Source organism: Fervidobacterium nodosum Rt17-B1 (genome assembly GCF_000017545.1).
Taxonomy (GTDB): Bacteria; Thermotogota; Thermotogae; order Thermotogales; family Fervidobacteriaceae; genus Fervidobacterium; species Fervidobacterium nodosum.
The window spans coordinates 1,488,904-1,506,466 of sequence record NC_009718.1; the positions used below are offsets into that span (position 1 = coordinate 1,488,904).

16 protein-coding genes, 1 pseudogene and 1 CRISPR repeat array (1 of these 18 cut by a window edge) are annotated in these 17,563 nt (G+C 36.0%); of the genes and pseudogenes, 12 read left to right on the top strand and 5 right to left on the bottom strand.

The features are described from left to right. Positions 1-23: 23 nt before the first annotated feature. Positions 24-512 carry a ferritin gene (locus tag FNOD_RS07220; RefSeq protein ID WP_011994535.1) on the bottom strand — a complete coding sequence of 163 codons (489 nt, stop codon included), beginning with the start codon at positions 510-512 and terminating at the stop codon, positions 24-26. Between the two features lie 28 nt (positions 513-540). After that, on the bottom strand, positions 541-996 hold the full coding sequence (locus FNOD_RS07225) for a peroxiredoxin (protein WP_011994536.1): 456 nt from the start codon (positions 994-996) through the stop codon (positions 541-543). 149 nt (positions 997-1,145) lie between these two features. Between FNOD_RS07225 and FNOD_RS07230 the strand changes: the two genes are divergently transcribed. Further along, on the top strand, positions 1,146-2,456 hold the full coding sequence (locus FNOD_RS07230; protein WP_011994537.1) for a cryptochrome/photolyase family protein: 1,311 nt from the start codon (positions 1,146-1,148) through the stop codon (positions 2,454-2,456). Positions 2,457-2,746: 290 nt separating this feature from the next. Here the strand turns inward: FNOD_RS07230 and FNOD_RS09990 are convergent. Then, positions 2,747-3,885, bottom strand: a pseudogene (locus FNOD_RS09990) (ISL3 family transposase). Between the two features lie 651 nt (positions 3,886-4,536). Here FNOD_RS09990 and FNOD_RS07240 point away from each other — a divergent pair. The 10 genes from FNOD_RS07240 (at position 4,537) to cas6 (ending at position 16,004) form a co-directional block, all read left to right on the top strand. After that, a complete protein-coding gene (locus FNOD_RS07240; RefSeq protein ID WP_011994538.1) occupies positions 4,537-6,168 on the top strand; it encodes a CRISPR-associated DxTHG motif protein in 1,632 nt (543 codons plus the stop codon). Positions 6,169-6,197: 29 nt separating this feature from the next. Next, positions 6,198-7,631, top strand: coding sequence for an SAVED domain-containing protein (locus FNOD_RS07245; RefSeq protein WP_011994539.1), 1,434 nt, complete (start codon positions 6,198-6,200; stop codon positions 7,629-7,631). 100 nt (positions 7,632-7,731) lie between these two features. Continuing rightward, a complete protein-coding gene (cas1b, locus tag FNOD_RS07250; protein WP_011994540.1) occupies positions 7,732-8,721 on the top strand; it encodes a type I-B CRISPR-associated endonuclease Cas1b in 990 nt (329 codons plus the stop codon). 21 nt (positions 8,722-8,742) lie between these two features. Further along, the gene (gene cas10, locus FNOD_RS07255) at positions 8,743-11,235 is read left to right on the top strand and encodes a type III-A CRISPR-associated protein Cas10/Csm1 (RefSeq protein ID WP_011994541.1); all 2,493 of its coding nucleotides are present in this window, start codon (positions 8,743-8,745) and stop codon (positions 11,233-11,235) included. Positions 11,236-11,238: 3 nt separating this feature from the next. After that, positions 11,239-11,706 (top strand): type III-A CRISPR-associated protein Csm2, encoded by a 468-nt coding sequence (gene csm2, locus FNOD_RS07260; RefSeq protein ID WP_011994542.1) that lies wholly within the window; start codon positions 11,239-11,241, stop codon positions 11,704-11,706. A gap of 53 nt (positions 11,707-11,759) precedes the next feature. After that, positions 11,760-12,488: a type III-A CRISPR-associated RAMP protein Csm3 gene (gene csm3, locus FNOD_RS07265; RefSeq protein WP_011994543.1), complete on the top strand. Its 729-nt coding sequence runs from the start codon at positions 11,760-11,762 to the stop codon at positions 12,486-12,488. A gap of 50 nt (positions 12,489-12,538) precedes the next feature. Further along, the gene (gene csm4, locus FNOD_RS07270) at positions 12,539-13,504 is read left to right on the top strand and encodes a type III-A CRISPR-associated RAMP protein Csm4 (RefSeq protein ID WP_011994544.1); all 966 of its coding nucleotides are present in this window, start codon (positions 12,539-12,541) and stop codon (positions 13,502-13,504) included. Then, the gene (gene csm5 / locus FNOD_RS07275) at positions 13,501-14,646 is read left to right on the top strand and encodes a type III-A CRISPR-associated RAMP protein Csm5 (protein ID WP_011994545.1); all 1,146 of its coding nucleotides are present in this window, start codon (positions 13,501-13,503) and stop codon (positions 14,644-14,646) included. The genes csm4 and csm5 overlap by 4 nt, the downstream gene beginning before the upstream one ends. Before the next feature lie 18 nt (positions 14,647-14,664). Continuing rightward, the gene (locus FNOD_RS07280) at positions 14,665-15,264 is read left to right on the top strand and encodes a hypothetical protein (RefSeq protein ID WP_041256968.1); all 600 of its coding nucleotides are present in this window, start codon (positions 14,665-14,667) and stop codon (positions 15,262-15,264) included. Further along, a complete protein-coding gene (gene cas6 / locus FNOD_RS07285; RefSeq protein ID WP_011994547.1) occupies positions 15,261-16,004 on the top strand; it encodes a CRISPR-associated endoribonuclease Cas6 in 744 nt (247 codons plus the stop codon). Before FNOD_RS07280 ends, cas6 begins: the two co-directional genes overlap by 4 nt. Before the next feature lie 2 nt (positions 16,005-16,006). Here the strand turns inward: cas6 and FNOD_RS07290 are convergent, their stop codons facing one another. Next, positions 16,007-16,309 (bottom strand): hypothetical protein, encoded by a 303-nt coding sequence (locus FNOD_RS07290; protein WP_011994548.1) that lies wholly within the window; start codon positions 16,307-16,309, stop codon positions 16,007-16,009. A 48-nt stretch (positions 16,310-16,357) separates the two neighbouring features. Here FNOD_RS07290 and cas2 (FNOD_RS07295) point away from each other — a divergent pair, with 48 nt between their 5' ends. Next, a complete protein-coding gene (gene cas2 / locus FNOD_RS07295) occupies positions 16,358-16,636 on the top strand; it encodes a CRISPR-associated endonuclease Cas2 (RefSeq protein WP_011994549.1) in 279 nt (92 codons plus the stop codon). Positions 16,637-16,653: 17 nt separating this feature from the next. On the opposite strand, the gene cas2 (FNOD_RS07300) is transcribed toward cas2 (FNOD_RS07295), so the two are convergent. Continuing rightward, a complete protein-coding gene (gene cas2 / locus FNOD_RS07300) occupies positions 16,654-16,941 on the bottom strand; it encodes a CRISPR-associated endonuclease Cas2 (protein ID WP_337998403.1) in 288 nt (95 codons plus the stop codon). A 510-nt stretch (positions 16,942-17,451) separates the two neighbouring features. Next, positions 17,452-17,563: direct repeats of the CRISPR family, unit length 30 nt; unit sequence GTTTTAGAAGTGACTATGAGGGATGGAAAC; it runs 748 nt beyond the window's last position.

Here is a 17,563-nt window from a genome sequence, read left to right on the forward strand (position 1 = left end):
TGCTTTTTGTAAGTATTTTAAAATTATCCTCTTGAGCCAACTTCTTTATCGAGCATGTAAAGCGCAGTAGGAGAATCTTGTAATTTCTGGAGTTTCTTAAGTATAAGTTCTGTTTGAGCTTCTTCTTCAACTTGTTCTTTCACAAACCAATTCAAAAATTCTTGGGTCGCGTAATCATTTTCTTCTTTTGCAAGAGAATAGATTTTGTTTATGCTTTCAGTTATAAATCTTTCGTGATTGTAAGCTGCTTCAAATGCTTTAAGCGGGCTTTCCCAATTTGATTGTGGTTTTTCAATCGCTGGGAGTTCAACTCTTCCACCACGTTCGTATATAAATTCGTATATCTTCATCGCATGACCAAGTTCTTCTCTGGCTTGTACTTTCATCCATTTTCCAAAACCTAAGAGGTCTATTGAGTCAAAGTAAGTTGCCATTGAAAGATACAGATATGAAGAAAAAATCTCTTTACCAACTTGTTCGTTTAATGCCTTAAGTACTTTTTCGCTTATCATGTTTTTTCCCTCCTTTTTTTAAAAAAACTTAACCTAAAACTTTTTGTATTTCTTCGTAAGGTGGTTCAACTGCTGGATTGTCCGTTACCCATTTATATATTACCACACCATCGTCAAGAACGAAAACTGCTCTTTTTGCCACTGTGTAATTTGGGATGTTGATGAAATTCTCATGTACACCACCGTATTGTTTTGCGACGTTCCCTCCAAAATCTGATAGCAATCTGAAGTTTAATTTGTTCTTTTCAGCGAATGCTTTGTTCGAGAATGGTGTATCAATGCTTATTCCGAATACCGTTGCGTTAAGGTTGTTGAATTTTGCCATCATATCTCTGAATGTGCAAAGCTCTTTCTCACATACACTTGTGAATGCACCCGGATAAAACGCAAGAACCACTTTTCCTTTTAATTCTGATAATTTAACAGGTTTCAATTCATGGTCAACCAATTCAAAATTTGGTGCTTTTTGTCCTAATTCTAACATATTTTTCCCTCCATTTGTTTAAAGTGATATTCTGTACTATATTATACCAAATCTAATTTTAACTGTCAAATTTTATTTTTAATTTTTTGATTTGCATAGGGTATAATTAAAAATAATAATTGTCTAAAATTGCCTTGTGGGGTGATTATATGCTTTCTATGTATCTTTTTAAAAGAGACCTTAGGTTAGATGACAACAAAGCATTATTTGAAGCGCTAAAAAATTCATCTAAAATCATTCCGATTTTTGTATTCAATAAGACCATCCTTAAAGAATTCAACGCTTACAACCAAAAAGTTGGTTTTGTTGTCGATGTTTTGAAGAATATTTCTAAGAAGATAAATTTGTATGTTTTTCATGGAGAAGATGATGAGATATTAGAATTTTTGTTCTCAAAATATAAACCAGATGCGCTTTATACAGCGCAATCATTTTCTTGGCAAGGTGAGGAGCGAGATAGGAATATTGAAAAAGTTTGTCGAAAGTGTAACGTGAAATTTCATGCTGTGTTCGATAACTATCTTGCCGATTTTAGAAAGATACCGTACACCAAGGTATTCACCCCATTTTACAAAAAGTGGCTTGGGTATGTGGAGAGTCAGGAATATGAGATAAATATCGAAGAATTAAAAAGAAAGGTTGTGGCCCTTGATTTGGACACAATAGATACTATTCTGGTTAAGTTCCCAGAGCTAAATCAGAAGAATGAGGTATTTACTTACGATTATGGATTTGAGAGGTTGCGCAGTTATGATTTTGCTAAGTATCAAGAACAAAGAGATTTTCCAGGGCTTGATATGAGTTCTAGGTTATCGCCTTACATACGTTTTGGGGTTTTATCGATAAGAAAGATACACAATATCGCAAGTAAAGTTAGTCCAGAATTTGTTAGGCAATTAGCATGGCGCGAGTTTTGGTATCATATAAAGTATAATTTTAGTGAGTTTAATAAGTTGGAATTTTTGGAAAAAAGAAGAAATGTGAGATGGAGATATGATGAAAAGCTATTTGAGAAATTTGTTAACGCTCAGACAGGATATCCAATTGTCGATGCTGGGATTAGGCAACTTAAACAGGAAAATTGGATGCATAACAGGGTCAGGCTAATCGTGGCTAATTTTTTAGTGAAAGATTTACTTATTGATTGGCGTATTGGCGAGAAGTTCTTCAGAGAGTACTTACTTGATTACGATGAGGTTTTAAACGTTGGCAATTGGCAATGGAGTGCTTCCGTTGGCCCAGACCCAAAACCCCTTAGGATATTTAATCCCATGATACAATCGGAAAAATTCGACCCAAATTGTGAGTATATCAAAAAGTATATTCCTGAATTGAAGAATGAAGAAAATTACAAAATTCATAATCCACTGGAGTATAAGCTCAATTATTATGAGCCTATTGTAAATCACTATGAGGCAGTGCAAATAACCAAACGGTTGTATAAAGGTATGGATGTTTAAAGATTGATAGAAATAAGAAATAAAAAGTCTGTTGGTAATTCCAACAGATTTTTTTATTTTAATTCTCAATTGAAGGGAAAGAAAGCTAAGAGTACAAAGCATTGAATAAAACAAAAAATTTTGGCTCTTTGTCAAGTAGTGGGGTGGGTATTCTGAATGCCCACCTTTTTAGCTTTTTCAAGCATACATTAAATGTTATTAATGTATATTATAGGCAATCAAATCTAAAAAAACTAATACCACTTTTGCCCACTCATATAGTGGGTTTTTAAATATTCAACTTTTTCAACTTATCTACCACAACTGTACAAAATCCTCTTCCTGAATCTTTCAAAATTCCTGTATCCAAATCCATTCCTCTTTAGTACCTTTATTTTGTTGTTAAAACCTTCTGTCATACTATTAGTATACGGAACATCAAATGCATTTACTATCTCCGAAAACCAGCTCCTAAAAACCTTTACACATCTCATAAATTCAGAAAGTCCACTTTGCTCTGCTCTCTCTATCCACTTTTTTAATACGAGTCTTGCTTCTTCAGAATTACTGCTCTTTAACACTCTCTTAAATTCTTCTTTGAGTTGATGGGCTTTCCTCAAATCTTGACTATACCAAAACATTACTTCTAATTCTTCTCTTTGCTCAGGCTCAAGTTCTTCATAATTCTTCAATAATAACTTCCTACTCCTCTTAAAATATCTCCTCAAATTACTTCCTAATTCCTTTTGTACCCTTTTCCTCACATTTTCTAAAGCCCAATAAACGTATCGGGTAAAATGAAATTTGTCTATCACTATTTTAGCGTTTTTAAAATATGTTTTTGCTACCTCTACAAATGGTCTCCACATATCACAGATAAAATATTTTGCTTTCTATTTTTCAAAATCTCGATTATTTGCCCTTTTACAGGATCTACAAATATACATTGATATTTTGCTCCACCTGCATTGCCTTTAAACTCGTCTACACATATTGCTTCAGAAGAAAACTCATCTACAGTTTGACCTGGATTTAATTTATCAAACAATCTCATAACTGTTGTCACTGAAACATTTGTGTGTTTTGCTATCTCTTTCATACTTGTTAAACTTCCAAGTTGACTTATAATATATGCTGCAAGTCTATTTGTCATCCTTTGAGATTTGCCTATAAAACTTATGTGTTCAAAAAACTTCTTCCCACATGCTTTGCAGACATATCTTCTCTTTCTTATAATCAAATATGTTTTCTTGCCCATTATAGGTACGTCTTTTACCTTCTGTGTGTGATAATCATGTACCTTACTTGTAATATTACCACATTTAGGACATTTGTGGGGCTTTTGTACCTGACTTATGTGAAGTTCTATTTCACTTTCATTCTCATTCATTTGGTGAAGAATAATATCTTTCGATTTTAAAAGTTCAGTGATATAATTAGATTTGAGCACTTATTCTGGATGCCTCCTTTCTTTTTGAGTGTTTTTTTTGTCATAAAACAGTTTTTATTATAGCAGGCATTCAGAATAAGTGCTATATTTTTTCCTTTTTACCCACCCCAATATTTATTATAGAGCCTTTTTTTTGGAAACTCTGAATTGCTATCTATTTGTTATTATGTGATATAATAGTTACGTAATCGTATAGGTGGTAATACTCGACTTAATACGATTTTCACAACGACTTCTTAGCTGAGATAACTGAAAAAAGGTTATGACGAGCTCATAATTTTCAAAACGAAAAACAGACTTTATAGTTTGTAGCCTTTGTCAAATTTTTCGCAATCATTAGCAAATCTAACAGCACATCTCCCTCGTGTGCTCAAAGTAGGTACATATCTTTAGTGATAACACAACGCGACGTGCTTTATAGTAAGATAACGTCCTTGCTTAAAAGAATTCTTCAGTTTTTCTTAACTAAATTGAAATATCCAGTGATGTAATAAAGTTAAATTGTAGTATACATCCATATTTGTTTGAGTAAGTTTGCTGCTGTTTTCCCTTGTTAGTGCATATTCATATTTTAATTGCGAATCAGAAAGAACCTTTCATTCCCGAAAGTGAATCATTAGACTAAATAGATGTGCGTGGGAGAGATCAAATGTGATAAAGGTGATTGGTTTTTTAGGTTCAGCTAGGTATGGTCCGAGCATTGCTTTAATACAAGGAGAAAGAATTAATCAAAGAGTATTCCCTCTTGCGTTGATTGAGTACTATGTCAAAAAGGGAGAGAGAGTTGAAGGTATTTTTGCTTTGACGGAAGAAGCAGAGAAAAAATTCCAAGATGAAGTTGCGCCTTTTCTTGCTGAACTTGGAAATGTGAAGTACAGAACAATACGTGTAAGTGAGAACAAAACGCCATCTGAAACGATTGTTGATTTAATCAAAGGGATGACCGAAGTTTTCGAGGATGGGGATGAGGTCATTATAGATATAACACATGGCTTCAGATGGATGCCTGCGTCAGCTCTCGTCATTTCTATGTTTATCAAGCAAGTTAGAAAGAATGTAGGAATTAAGATAGTTTACGGTAATTACAAAAAGGAGTCAGAAATAACGGAACTATGTGACATCTCATCGCTTATTGAGATAGCTGACTGGATATATTCCACAAGGTTATTCATTGAATACGGTTACGGAGAAGAATTAAGCAGACTGATAGATACAGCAAGAGAAAGAATATACAAGAACAGTACAGTCAAAGATAAACCGCGAAAACTCGGTGCGCTTGCTTCAAGGCTCTTGAGAGTATCTTATTCATTGAGGATTGGAAGTATAAAGCTTTTACGTGAATCGGTGCATGAGTTTCTTAAGCTTTTTGATTCAGGGGAAACAAAGGAATTTACAAAGATAGAAATCGAAAAGTTCGTTCCACATCTAAACTTGCTTATTGACTCGATAATCAACACCTACAAAAGGTTTGATTCGGGACGTAAAGATGTTCTGCTGGATGAGAAGGAATTGAAAACGGAAAGAGAGCTTATTAGCTTCTATTTAAAGACCGGCGACATAGGAATGGCTCTGAGGTTGTGCAGAGAGTATGTTATAAACTGTTATCTCTTCTGTTATGGGAAAGCAGACAAGGTTTTCGATCTGGCTTGTAGAGAAGCTGCTTTCTTGAATGCTGCTAAGAGCTCAAAGATTAATATCAGTATTATCAGAGAGTCAAGAAATCACGTTGCTCATTTCGCGTTTAATAAAGACAACAATCCAAGTGAGGAGAACGTCAGAAATGCGATACAAGCAGTAATTGCAGAGGAGGACGTGTGTAAGCTGTTCAATCAAAAGAGTGAGGAGAGCAAATTAGCAGTCCTAACTCCGCTTGGCACAACTCCAGGAGCGCTGTACACAATTCTGAAGCATTATACTCCAGACTTAGTTGTGGTAGTTACTTCTGAAAAAGGAAAATCGCTCATCGACGAGATTGTGGAAAAGGCTGAATACAAAAACAGAACAGAGGTGATTGTAATCAGAGACCCATTTACGGGAATTGATGAAACAAAGGATGTTGTGGAACAAGCCACGGAGTATCTTGAAGATGTATCTGATGTGATTATCAATTTAACCGGTGGAACTTCGCTTTTAGGATATATGATAGAGCGTGTGAGAGATAGAATTAGAAATGGTAAAAGAATAACGACAGTTCTTGCTGCGGATGAACGACCGTATCAAGAACAAGTGCAAAATCCGTACGTAATAGGAAAGGTTATTGAGATTGAGCAAACAGAGTGCTGAGGCTTTTTTCAAGTCGAGGGGGGGATTCAATGTCGTTTTCCAATGTCATGGCGAATGACGTCAAAAAATACTTAGAATTTGTATCCGCTGGTGAAATAGAGATAGGTATGGTATTGCATGATTTCTCGCTCTTAAGTCCAAATATCCCCAATTATCAAAAAATATTCTTTGAAATCCTAAGGTACTTACTTAAGAAAGGTCTGGAGGAAGTTGCCGCAAGGTTATTCTCTATTGCTTCTAAATTGAGTTTGTCAGATAGTTATAGAATAGTCTCTTCCGAATATTTTGAAGCCAAGTTTCCAATAGTATACAACTCAAAAAAATCAATGATAACATCTGCTTTGATTTTTCTATCACCTATTTCGTTCACAAACATACAAGGGAACAGACCGAATATCGAAATAATAGAAAAATTCTTGGGAAAAAACTTAGCTGTTGTTTTTCCTGAAGAGATTGTTGGAGATTCATACATGTTATCGATAACTATTGGCAGTTTGACTAAGAGGGTACCTGACCATATTGTATTTACCGGTGGGATTCTTGAAGATGGAACGATAACATCAGCCGACAATATTCTTGAAAAAATCGAAGTTTGTCGTAGAAACGGATACGTCTTGATAACCTCAGACGACGCAAAAAATGTAGTTGATCTGCAAAAATTCTTTGAAAAAAAGAAATATCATGTTCCTGTGTATATTTCGTTTAACTCTTCAAAGAATGACTATTGGGATATGCTTTTCGAAGAGGTTAAAGAGAAATTTTACGTTGATGATATAAAGCTTTTTAAAAAGGTCTACAACCCGGAGTTCAAGTACATAAGCTCTGAACTAAGAGTTGAGGATTTCCAAGAAGAAATTGGCAAAGTAAAAAATATTTTGGATAGAATTATTTCCAGTTCTGGGATTCCACACATATCATTAAATGGTCCAGCAACATTTGCAATGGGACTTGGCATGGCAATAGGTTCTACCCATTTATTAGCTGTTTATCACTTCCAAGGTGAATATCATCTTGTACTAGACCTAACAGAACCTGAAAACTTGAGAAAGATAAAAGAACAAAAGAACAACATAAGATTTCTAAATTACCGAATAGAAGGAACAGGAAAAAGAGCAGCTTTCATAATCCAGATCGGATCTCACGACCCATACCCAGATGCAAAAAGTTATATACAAAGACATCTTCCTGACACTGCCATAGTTCACATCCGTGCAAACTCATCCGGAAACTTACCGTTAGGAAATTGGACAGAATACGTCGCTGAATTATTTACCATAACCCAAAACACAAAATACATTCTCGGGTATGAAGAGGCGAGCTACTTTTTGAGCATCCCAGTTCCAATCGCGTTTGGCTTAGGCATGGCATTGGGAACTTATAAGCCCGGGAAAATTTATCACTACGACAGAGAAAGAGCTGATTATTTTGAGGTCATTGATATATCTAAATTGAGCAACAGATAATCTTTCCAAGAATTTTTTGAAACACTTGTCAGATTTTCCATATGCCCTCCGTTTAATTTAATGAAAAACAAACCAAGATAACTCCAGGAGGTCCGATGTTATGGAAGCTCTATATGTTTTTAAAGACTCATATCTAAGAAAGAAAAGCTCTGCGCTTTACATAGAACCAAAATCTGAGGACCAAAAGCCGATCTATGTTCCATTAAAAAACATATCTTCAATAATGGTGTTCTCTGAAATAGAAATGAACAAGAAGACTCTTGAATTGTTCTCATATTCGCAGGTTCCTGTGTTCTTTTTTAACTACAACGGAGAATACATCGGTTGCTTCTATCCAGTTGAAGAAAACAAAACGGGAGAAATGCTACTACTCCAACTGCAACACTATCAAGACTTGGAAAAGCGCATAATAATAGCACGAGAGATATTATACGGAGTGGCGGACAATATCTTGAAAATTTTGAAAAGTTACAAAAACGACTTTCCCGAGATAAACGAAAAAATCGAAATGATAGAGAAACTCAAAAAAACTTACCATCGGCAAGAAGAAATAGCTTCATTGATGGCTATAGAAGGCAATATACGCAAGAACTATTACGAAGCACTTGGTGTTATATTCTCGAAAAAAGATTTCACATTCCAAGAAAGAACAGCAAGACCTCCAGCGGACGAAATAAATGCGATGATTAGCTTTGGCAATACCATATTGTACAACGTCGTGCTTTCAGAAATATTCAAAACGTCGCTTGAACCTGCAATAAGTTTTCTGCACGAACCCAACAAAAGGAAATTCTCGTTACAGCTTGACATTGCAGAAATATTTAAACCTATCATTGTTGACCGAACAATTTTGACTCTTGTTAACCGTTCAATGATTAAGAAAGACGACTTTAAGAAAGTGGAAGGGGGGGTTTATCTTAACGAAACTGGGAAAAAGAAGTTTGTTAAAGCACTCGAGGAGAAATTATCTGAAACTATTGACTACGAGAACGGTCAAAGAATGTCATGGAGAACGGTGATACGTTATGAATGCTACAAGCTCATCAGGCACTTGAAAGAAGAACAGGCTTACCAAGCATTTAGGTGGTAAGCAAAGTGAGGGGGCAGATATATGGCCATTAACAATGCAACACAGAAGTACAAAGATATGCTTTACCTTGCTTCGCTCTTTCACGACATCGGAAAATTCAGACAAAGAGCATCGATGGATGAAAAACTGAAGCGAAAGATAAAGGAAGAGTATGGATTTCAAATGTCTGAAAATTTAACAGGACTCGCTCATCAGTATGTTGGAGCGTACGTTTACAAGAGCTCAAAACTTCCTTACAGAGAGTTAGTCTCAGCCATTATCTCAAAACATCACGAAAGAATATCAACCATCACGAGTGAAAATGAATTGATCACCAGGGTTGTAAGTATAGCTGACAAACTCTCATCTGCCGAAAGAGAGGATTACGGTACTCAGTCAGATGTTAGAATAAAACTTATGAAATCAATAATCTCTACAGTCTCGCTAAGTGGTCGTTCTAAAGATGGTTATTTTAGAAAACTGTCCAAATTCTCTGATGCATACGAACCTGTTAATGAAGAAGAAGCAGTTCGTACCAATTATGAAAAAGAATATGGAGCACTTTGGAAGGAGTTTGAACAATTAATTCAGGATCCTGAGTTTGAAGCATCAAACAATGAAGTCCTTGAAAGATTATACTATATTCTAAAAGAATACACATCAAATGTGCCTTCCGCTTTTTACTACAGTGAACCTGATATATCTCTATTCTCGCATGCGACTTCAACGGCAGCGATAGCTGTAGCTCTCTACAAGCAATTCGAAGACGACTTGTTTGTAAAGCAGAATGACAGATTTATGAAAGCAGCTGGTATTCTTGACGGAATAGAAAACTTGGTACGTAAGTATTGGAAAAACGAAGCTTCTCAACCAGATGCCAGTGACAAGGAAGTATTCGGAGTAATAAAGGGTGACATATCTGGAATACAAGATTTTATATACAAAACCTCTTGGCAAAACGGTCTCAAAAAGCTTAGAGCCAGGTCATTCTTTATCGCATACCTTTCAGAAATCATAGCCAGATACATTATTGAGAAAGAAGGGCTGTACCAATCAAATATCCTTTACTGCGGTGGCGGGCACTTCTACTTGCTTGTTCCAGCCAAAACAATCGACAGGTTAGAGGAATACCAAAGGGATATAGATGAAAAAATGTACAAAGCGTTTGGAATAGACTTGGCTATTTTACTTGGTGGAATAAAGATCAACATACACGACCTCATTGAATTCAAAGTCCATGACGAACTTGCAAAGATTCTTGAGGAAAAGAAAAACAAGAAATTTGAGAGCGTAATAGACCTTGAAATGTTTATTCCTGAAGACTTCTCAGGTCCAAGATGTCCGTACTGCGGAAGAAAAATGCTGCAGATTACAAGAAAGGAAGAACAAGAAGAAGCATTTGAGTGCGTATTTTGTGAATCTTTTGCTGAACTTGGGAGAAAACTTGCAAACTCAGATTATCTCAAAATAGAAAAATGCCCGGAGCTGATCACACCACCAGCGAACGTAGACGAAGTTTTCAAGATGTTCGGTTACGAACTAAAATTCAGTGATAATCCAGACAAATTTGCCTTTGCGATTGACAAAAAGACATACGACCAAAACAAGGCAATGTACTTTACAAAGATGGCAACCTACGTCTACAAAAAGTCCGATAAAGACTACGAAATGACAGCCGACCTTGAAACTATAGCACGTGAAGCAGAAGGAGTTAAGAGATGGGGGATCTTAAGAGGGGACGTTGACAACCTTGGAAGAATATTCCAAACACTACAAGTGTCTGATAAAGAGAAAAGAACCCCGATATCGTTTGTTTCAACACTCTCGTCAGAACTTGAAGCGTTCTTCAGCATCGTTCTTGAAAGGATGGTGGTTGAGAAACACCCAAAATGCAATGTCATATACTCAGGCGGCGACGACTTCATGATACTCGGTCCATGGAGCGAATTACCACTACTTGCAAGAGATATAACAAATGAATTTAGAAAATACAGCAAAAATGATGAGTTATCGATATCCATGGCAATAGCAGTGGCACCTTCAAGAAAATTCCCGGTCTACAAACTTGGAACGCTGGCTGGTGAGTATCTGGACGACAAAGCGAAATCATATAAACGCACGTACAATAACAAAGAATTAGAAAAATCAGCCATCTACATGTTCGGGGGGTATGTAGGTTGGGAGGAGTTTGATAAGGTCTACAAACTCAACCAGCAACTTGAAGACATTATTTCACAAGGTGTTACAAGGAATATACTGCACGTGCTGAGCGCTTTTCTTGATAAACAGCAAGAAGGTGAACAACCAAAGATTTGGCGGCTATATTATTACGTAGGAAGACTCATGGAAAGGCAGGAAAACAGAGAAACAAAAGCTCTGATTCAAAGGTTTTTCAATGAAATACTGGAGGAAGGTAACAGCAGATTATATGATAAATTGGGATTGGTAATTAAGTGGGTTCACGACAAAACGCGTAAAGTTGAAAGTGATGAAAATGGAAAAGCTTCTCAAAACAGAATGATAACGGAGGTGTAAAGTATGCCGGAAAACAGAAATAATCAACACTCAACAGCTCACCAAACCTCATCGCCTTTGCAAAAATTGTTTGAAACGGTTGAAAGGGTGTTTAAGGGTATCGACATTAAAAACATTGATGGTAGTGTTTACAACCAACTAAATACATATGCCCATGACATAGGAAAAGAGCTATCACTCAATTCATCTAAATTGCGAAAATTCTATAACCATATCAAAAAACTGGAAATGGAGATTAGTGATCACAATAGCATAGTAAGAAAGCTCAACAAATTCATTGCCATAATGATGTATGATGTGGGAAGGGAAAATAATGAAGAACTAAAGAACTTTGCTTTAGGTATGAAGAAACTCGTAGACTTAGTGAAGTCGAGTAATGAACACGAAATAAAGAAGTTTTACAACATTTTCCTTGATTTCTTCGAATCACTTGTAGCTTACCATAGATACTATCATCCGGAAAGGTCTTAAATCTTTTAGGTCGGAAATTTGCAAGAAAATAAAAGCATAAGGGAGGAAATGGTATGGCAGTAAAATCTTTCAAAGGTAAATACATTGTCAAGGCTGATATAAGACTCATAACAGGGTTGCACATAGGCACGAGTAAAGATGACCTTGAAATAGGAGGACTTGATAACCCAGTCATCAAAGATCCCGAAGGAAAACCATACATCCCAGGTAGCACACTAAAAGGAAAACTAAGGGTGTTAAGTGAGTTCTTCAACGGAAAAGTGGATGAATCTGGTAAACCTCACGCATGTGATGATGAGAAATGTGTCGTGTGTGGACTATTCGGTACAGGAATTCTTAGAACAGAGAGCAAAACACTTTATTTGAGAAGGCTCATAGTTAGAGATGCATACATAGATCCAGAATCTTTGAAAGACCTGGAGGAATACTTGGAAACAAAATGGACAGAGGTGAAACACGAAAACATGATAAACAGACTAACATCAAGGGCTAATCCTCGACCTCAGGAGCGAGTTCCGGCAGGGGCAGTTTTCAAGGCAGAGTTTGTAGTCAATATATTTGAAGGAGACAACGAGGACTACCTGAATGAACTCTTGAAAATAATGAAACTCTTGGAAGATGATTACATAGGTGGCAGTGGTTCAAGAGGTTACGGAAAAATAAAATTCGAGAACATAAAAATAATCAAAAGAGAAAAGGATTACTACACTGGAGATAAAGAAGAGAGAACGATTAAGGAGATCAAATGTTTAGAGGACGTGGCGATTAAGAGTTCACACTAAGCTCCGTAAGTTTCTTATCAATTCAAAACAAACTGTAGGATGTGATGCATATGCTAACCTATCGGGTAAAGCTTAGATTCAAGGGACCGATTCATATTGGATACCTTGATAGAGTATTTGAAGTTTCTGATGCTACGATTCATGCAGATACCATCTTCTCAGGGCTCATTAACTCTTATAACTTACTTTTCGGAAGTGAGAAAACTAAGGAACTACTTGGGAAAATAGACAATAGTCACTCAGAGCTACTTTTATCGTCGACATTCTTTTACGTAGGAGACAAATATTTTCTTCCAAAACCAAAGGGTGAAACATTTGGTTTAGAGAATAAAATTGAACAAGTTAAGAAAATTAAGAAGATTAAGTTCGTTGAAGACAAGGTATTACTGGAGAATTCATCGCTTAGCGAAGAAAACATAGATATACCCTTCATACTCTCAGGAAAAGCCGATGCAGCGATTGCGAAGTTCTATGAAGTTCTAGAACGTCCGAGAGTCATGGTTGCGCGGGATTATTCTCAATCGAACCTGTTTTATTTCTCTGAAGTCCATTTCAAAGAGGGCAGTGGGCTATGGTTTTACTTAAAAGTTAGCGACGATATAGAAAAAGAAGTATTGGCGGCTTTGAAACTGCTTTCCGATGAAGGAATAGGCGGAGACAGAACTTACGGCTTTGGCCAATTTGAGTATGATTTAACACAGGTGAATCTTCCAGAACAAGGAGAGAACTATTTACTTCTCTCACCATATATTCCAGATTCGGAAGATTACGAAGAAAACTCGAAAGAAATCACAAAGCTTGCAAAGGCGTACGAACTACGATACAGAACAGGTTACATCCACAACAGCGACAAAAAGGCAAAAAGAGTGACAATGTTCGCAGAAGGAAGTGTATTCACAAAACCAGTAAAAGGAAAAATACTTGACGTAACACCCGACAACTTCGAATACGATTACAGAATATACAGATACGGGAAAGCATTCCTACTCCCGTTTAAAGGGGGTACAAACACATGAGGTTGAGAATTGAGCCAGTCTCTCCTGTATATATAGGCTCAGGTGAGAAAATAGGTAAGTTTGAAATGCTAATTCGTGGTGACAAAACATACGTTTTAGATTTTGACAAACTAATGTCTAAGAACAATTTTGTGGAATATTTTGTTGCAAACATTGATATAATCCTTGAACCGTCAAAAAAAGACATAGCCCTGGAAAAAATATTCAAAGCTCTAAAAATGAACGTCGAAGATTATACAAAATTTGTCTTTCAAACCATCATGGATGAAGAGTCTGCCAAGACTTTACAGATTAGTAAATTCATACACTCAGCAAACAGAAGATACATCCCCGGAACATCGATTAAAGGTGCACTTCGAACGATGTTAATCAAGGCTACGTCACTAAGAGAAAAAATGACAAGAAAATTTGGAGATAACAATTCGGTCAACGACATCAGAAAAAATGCAATCGAATCTGAATTGGTAGGTTTTCCGCAGCAGTCCATATTTAAATTTCTAAGAGTTTCGGATAGTACTTTCATCGATAGCAGATACATCAACGTGAAAAAGGTGGAGATAATTCACCTTTCAAATGTAAGGGCTCAGATACCGCAGTTTATCGAGGCATGGTTACCTGAAAACAATACAGACGGCCAGAGCAATTCTGTAGAGGTAACCGTCGAATTTAAGAACGACTTATACAGATTAGCGTTGGAAAAAAGAAATATTTCAAGAATATGTGCTATTCCAGAGCTCGCCGCAATACTTACGCAAAAGGACAAGTTTATTGCTGCAATGAAGAAGGCAAATAACGAAGTTATTCGGATCGAGAAAGAAAAGATCAGTAAACTTAAAGATTTTTCAGATCAAAACAGGCAGCAGATAAAAAAAGTACTCCAAACTTTCTATGATGATATCGAAGCTCAGAATGAGCAACTTCAAGACTCATTCTTCCTCAGACTTGGTGGACATACTGGATTTTATTCAAAGACAATTTTCGAGAAACCTCTTTCTGGAGAGCTGGTCAGATTCTTGGGAAGATTTGGATACAGAAATCTGAACATGAACGAATTTCCGATAACCACAAAAATTGTCTGGCTTTCGCCTTCTCCGAACGAAGTGAAGCCACTTGGATGGGTTAAAGTTACAGTCTTAGATTAACAAATTGGAGGAATGGATTTGATTGAGATTATCACTGAATGGAACTTTCAGGCTCCAAGAACTATCACTACAGAGGATATTAAGTTAGTTTACAATACATTAGACGAAGAATTCTTGTCAGTTTCTCATTTTCTCTCTAAGAAATATTACCCTTACGAAAAAGGTTACTACGTCTTTGGAAAGACCTATTTGAAGATTCGAACCTATGAATCACGGGTTGGTTCCATTGCGAAGAAACTCATTAAGCTGTTCATAAACGGAACCAGCCCTTGTTCCATCTCAATACAAGAAATCAGTCCAAATTCAGAGGGGTTTATCATTGCAAACAAAGAACTTGGAGAACTAAACTATGACGAAGTTTTATCACATATTGAGGATTGCTATTTTTCATTAGCAGAACGGTTATACAACGGTTTTTATCAGAAGAAGCTCATTCCAGTTATAACGAATTACAAAAGCAATCTTTACCGAATCCAGCTTTTTGGCGATGAGAAAGTGATAGAATTATTCAATATCGTAGGGCTTAATATTTTTGGAAAAAGATTATTCTTCTACCACAAGGAAGAACTTGGGGAATTAGAAAAGCTCTCAAACAAAATTAAGGAGGTTTTAATTTGAGGTTATATATCAAATTCAGCTTCGAACAGCTCGAACTTCCAACCGAATACAACAACATTTTGCAAGGGTTCGTATACAACATCATTAGTGAGGAGAAATACAGGAAATTCCTTCATGACAAAGGCTATCAACTCGGTAAACGAACTTACAAACTATTTAGCTTCTCAAGATTGCTTGGTAAATTCGAGCTTAATAAAGAAAATAAGACCATCAAGTTTTTAAACGAAGCGAAGTTGATAATATCTTCTTATGATACTTTACTTGCTGAGTTCATAATTGAAAAAGTAGGAACATTTGATAGCCTAAGAATAGGTCGTAATATTGTTCGACCAGAGAAAATCGAAATCTTTGAATTTCCACAAACCCAAAAAATCGTCGTATCAACAAAATCTCCAATAACAGTTTACTCGACGATCGAAAAAGATGACGGAAAGAAATTCACAAAATTTCATTCACCAAACGAAGATGATTTTATAAGGATTCTTAAAGAAAACCTTTTAAGAAAATACCAAACAATACACGAAACGCCGTTTAAAGGAGAGCTTCATATTGAAAACATAGCGGAAAAACCAAAAAAAGTGATATTGCAGTACAAGAACAGGAAGCTTGATGGATGGATAACCGTTCTAAAGCTCGAAGGGGATTACGAGATACTAAAAATAGCCTACGACACAGGATTAGGTTCCAAAAACTCTGCAGGATTTGGTTGCATCGAACTGGTAGACAAAGTACTGACTTAAGGTCAGTAGATTAAGTATCTGGAATTCCGTATAATACCACTTTCTTCAGCTGCTTCACGCAACTTGTATTTTGGTATCAAGTCTGAAAGGGCGACAGTCTTAACATGTAATAAAGCATAGAAAGTTTTTGGATCCATATCACAGCCCAGTTTAATGGAAAACGAAAATGGCAACCGACCTTTGTATAATAGCTTACCGTTGAATATAATTGCACCCGGCATAGTTACTAAATCATCGCTAAGAAAGACATTTGCTACTTTACTATCAATCTCAATTATCAAATCGTTGAATCTCATTATAGCCATTCTTTCTACCTCCGTTACAAAAAATTTGAAAGTGAGGTGTTTACGGTAATGTCAAGGAGAATACTGCTTGTTTATGACGTCAACGAAAAAAGAGTGGCAAAAGTTCACAGATTGTTACTAAGATACTTAGTATGGCGGCAGAACTCAACTTTCGAAGGAAAACTAACCAATGGCGCTATAAAAGAAATGATAAGAAAAATATCAAGATACATAAAACCTGAAGAAAATGATGGGGTTGCGATATATTACCTTTCCTCAAAAGACAGTGTAACAGTAGAAATTCTTGGAACTGACAAAGGAAACAAATTCTCGAACTTTATAGAATAAAGAGCCCTCTAAGTTTGTTACTCTATCATAGACTTTTCACCTTGCGCTTCCCCGATGATCAGCTTATGAGGCGCACTTCCTGTTTTTATTATGTAAAAATAAATACTGTCGTACTCTTCATCAATTACCTTTCTTAGCTCAGACTTTAACATACTATACTGCTCCTGAGTGAGATAACCTTCAAAAGCAGATCTAAGAACTTGGTGGAGATACTTTCGGCATATTTTCAAGACCTTTCGACACCGCCTCACTTCAACATCGTAGACAACTATAAAGTACATACCCTTTCGTCCTCCCAATCTCATCTCTAAATTTAAATAACGTGGAAAATACAGAGAACTGACACTGCATTTCGAATCAATATGATATTCATTTTGCAATATAATAGCAATTGATAATTAATATCTCATCTGTAACACTAATTGAGATGATCGACAGTAATTCTAAAAACTTTTTATAGCATATGTTAGCAAAAAAAAAAGAACAACAACCAACACTAAGTAATATAAAAGAGACATTATAGACACTCAAAAGTTACATACATCTTAATTTATATGGTAGCAACATTAACATATAGCTCGCTGAAAATTGGCAACTAGCGTCAAAACACGCTAAATGAACTTATGGTATGTAACAAATTTGTTAAGTTGAATTCTTGCTACTAATCTTCTCACCTAGAACTCAAGACTTCTTTCTTGAAGAAACACTCGCAACTTCTTTATCTATGCTCTAACTTCACAGATCAGACGAATTTTACAAATGTAACTATCAATTTTAACATAAAATGTTGTATATTATATATGAGGGATGGACGAGTTTTAGAAGTGACTATGAGGGATGGAAACAAAGATTTTTCGTTCCCTGTTGAAGTATGCTACTCGTTTTAGAAGTGACTATGAGGGATGGAAACTTGCCAACGCTAATTTG

Coding starts and splice junctions, on each gene's coding strand:
- FNOD_RS07220 (WP_011994535.1), bottom strand. CDS start 512: ATGATAAGCGAAAAAGTACTTAAGGCATTAAACGAACAAGTTGGTAAA.
- FNOD_RS07225 (WP_011994536.1), bottom strand. CDS start 996: ATGTTAGAATTAGGACAAAAAGCACCAAATTTTGAATTGGTTGACCAT.
- FNOD_RS07230 (WP_011994537.1), top strand. CDS start 1,146: ATGCTTTCTATGTATCTTTTTAAAAGAGACCTTAGGTTAGATGACAAC.
- FNOD_RS07245 (WP_011994539.1), top strand. CDS start 6,198: ATGTCGTTTTCCAATGTCATGGCGAATGACGTCAAAAAATACTTAGAA.
- cas1b (WP_011994540.1), top strand. CDS start 7,732: ATGGAAGCTCTATATGTTTTTAAAGACTCATATCTAAGAAAGAAAAGC.
- cas10 (WP_011994541.1), top strand. CDS start 8,743: ATGGCCATTAACAATGCAACACAGAAGTACAAAGATATGCTTTACCTT.
- csm2 (WP_011994542.1), top strand. CDS start 11,239: ATGCCGGAAAACAGAAATAATCAACACTCAACAGCTCACCAAACCTCA.
- csm3 (WP_011994543.1), top strand. CDS start 11,760: ATGGCAGTAAAATCTTTCAAAGGTAAATACATTGTCAAGGCTGATATA.
- csm4 (WP_011994544.1), top strand. CDS start 12,539: ATGCTAACCTATCGGGTAAAGCTTAGATTCAAGGGACCGATTCATATT.
- csm5 (WP_011994545.1), top strand. CDS start 13,501: ATGAGGTTGAGAATTGAGCCAGTCTCTCCTGTATATATAGGCTCAGGT.
- FNOD_RS07290 (WP_011994548.1), bottom strand. CDS start 16,309: ATGGCTATAATGAGATTCAACGATTTGATAATTGAGATTGATAGTAAA.
- cas2 (WP_011994549.1), top strand. CDS start 16,358: ATGTCAAGGAGAATACTGCTTGTTTATGACGTCAACGAAAAAAGAGTG.
- cas2 (WP_337998403.1), bottom strand. CDS start 16,941: ATGAGATTGGGAGGACGAAAGGGTATGTACTTTATAGTTGTCTACGAT.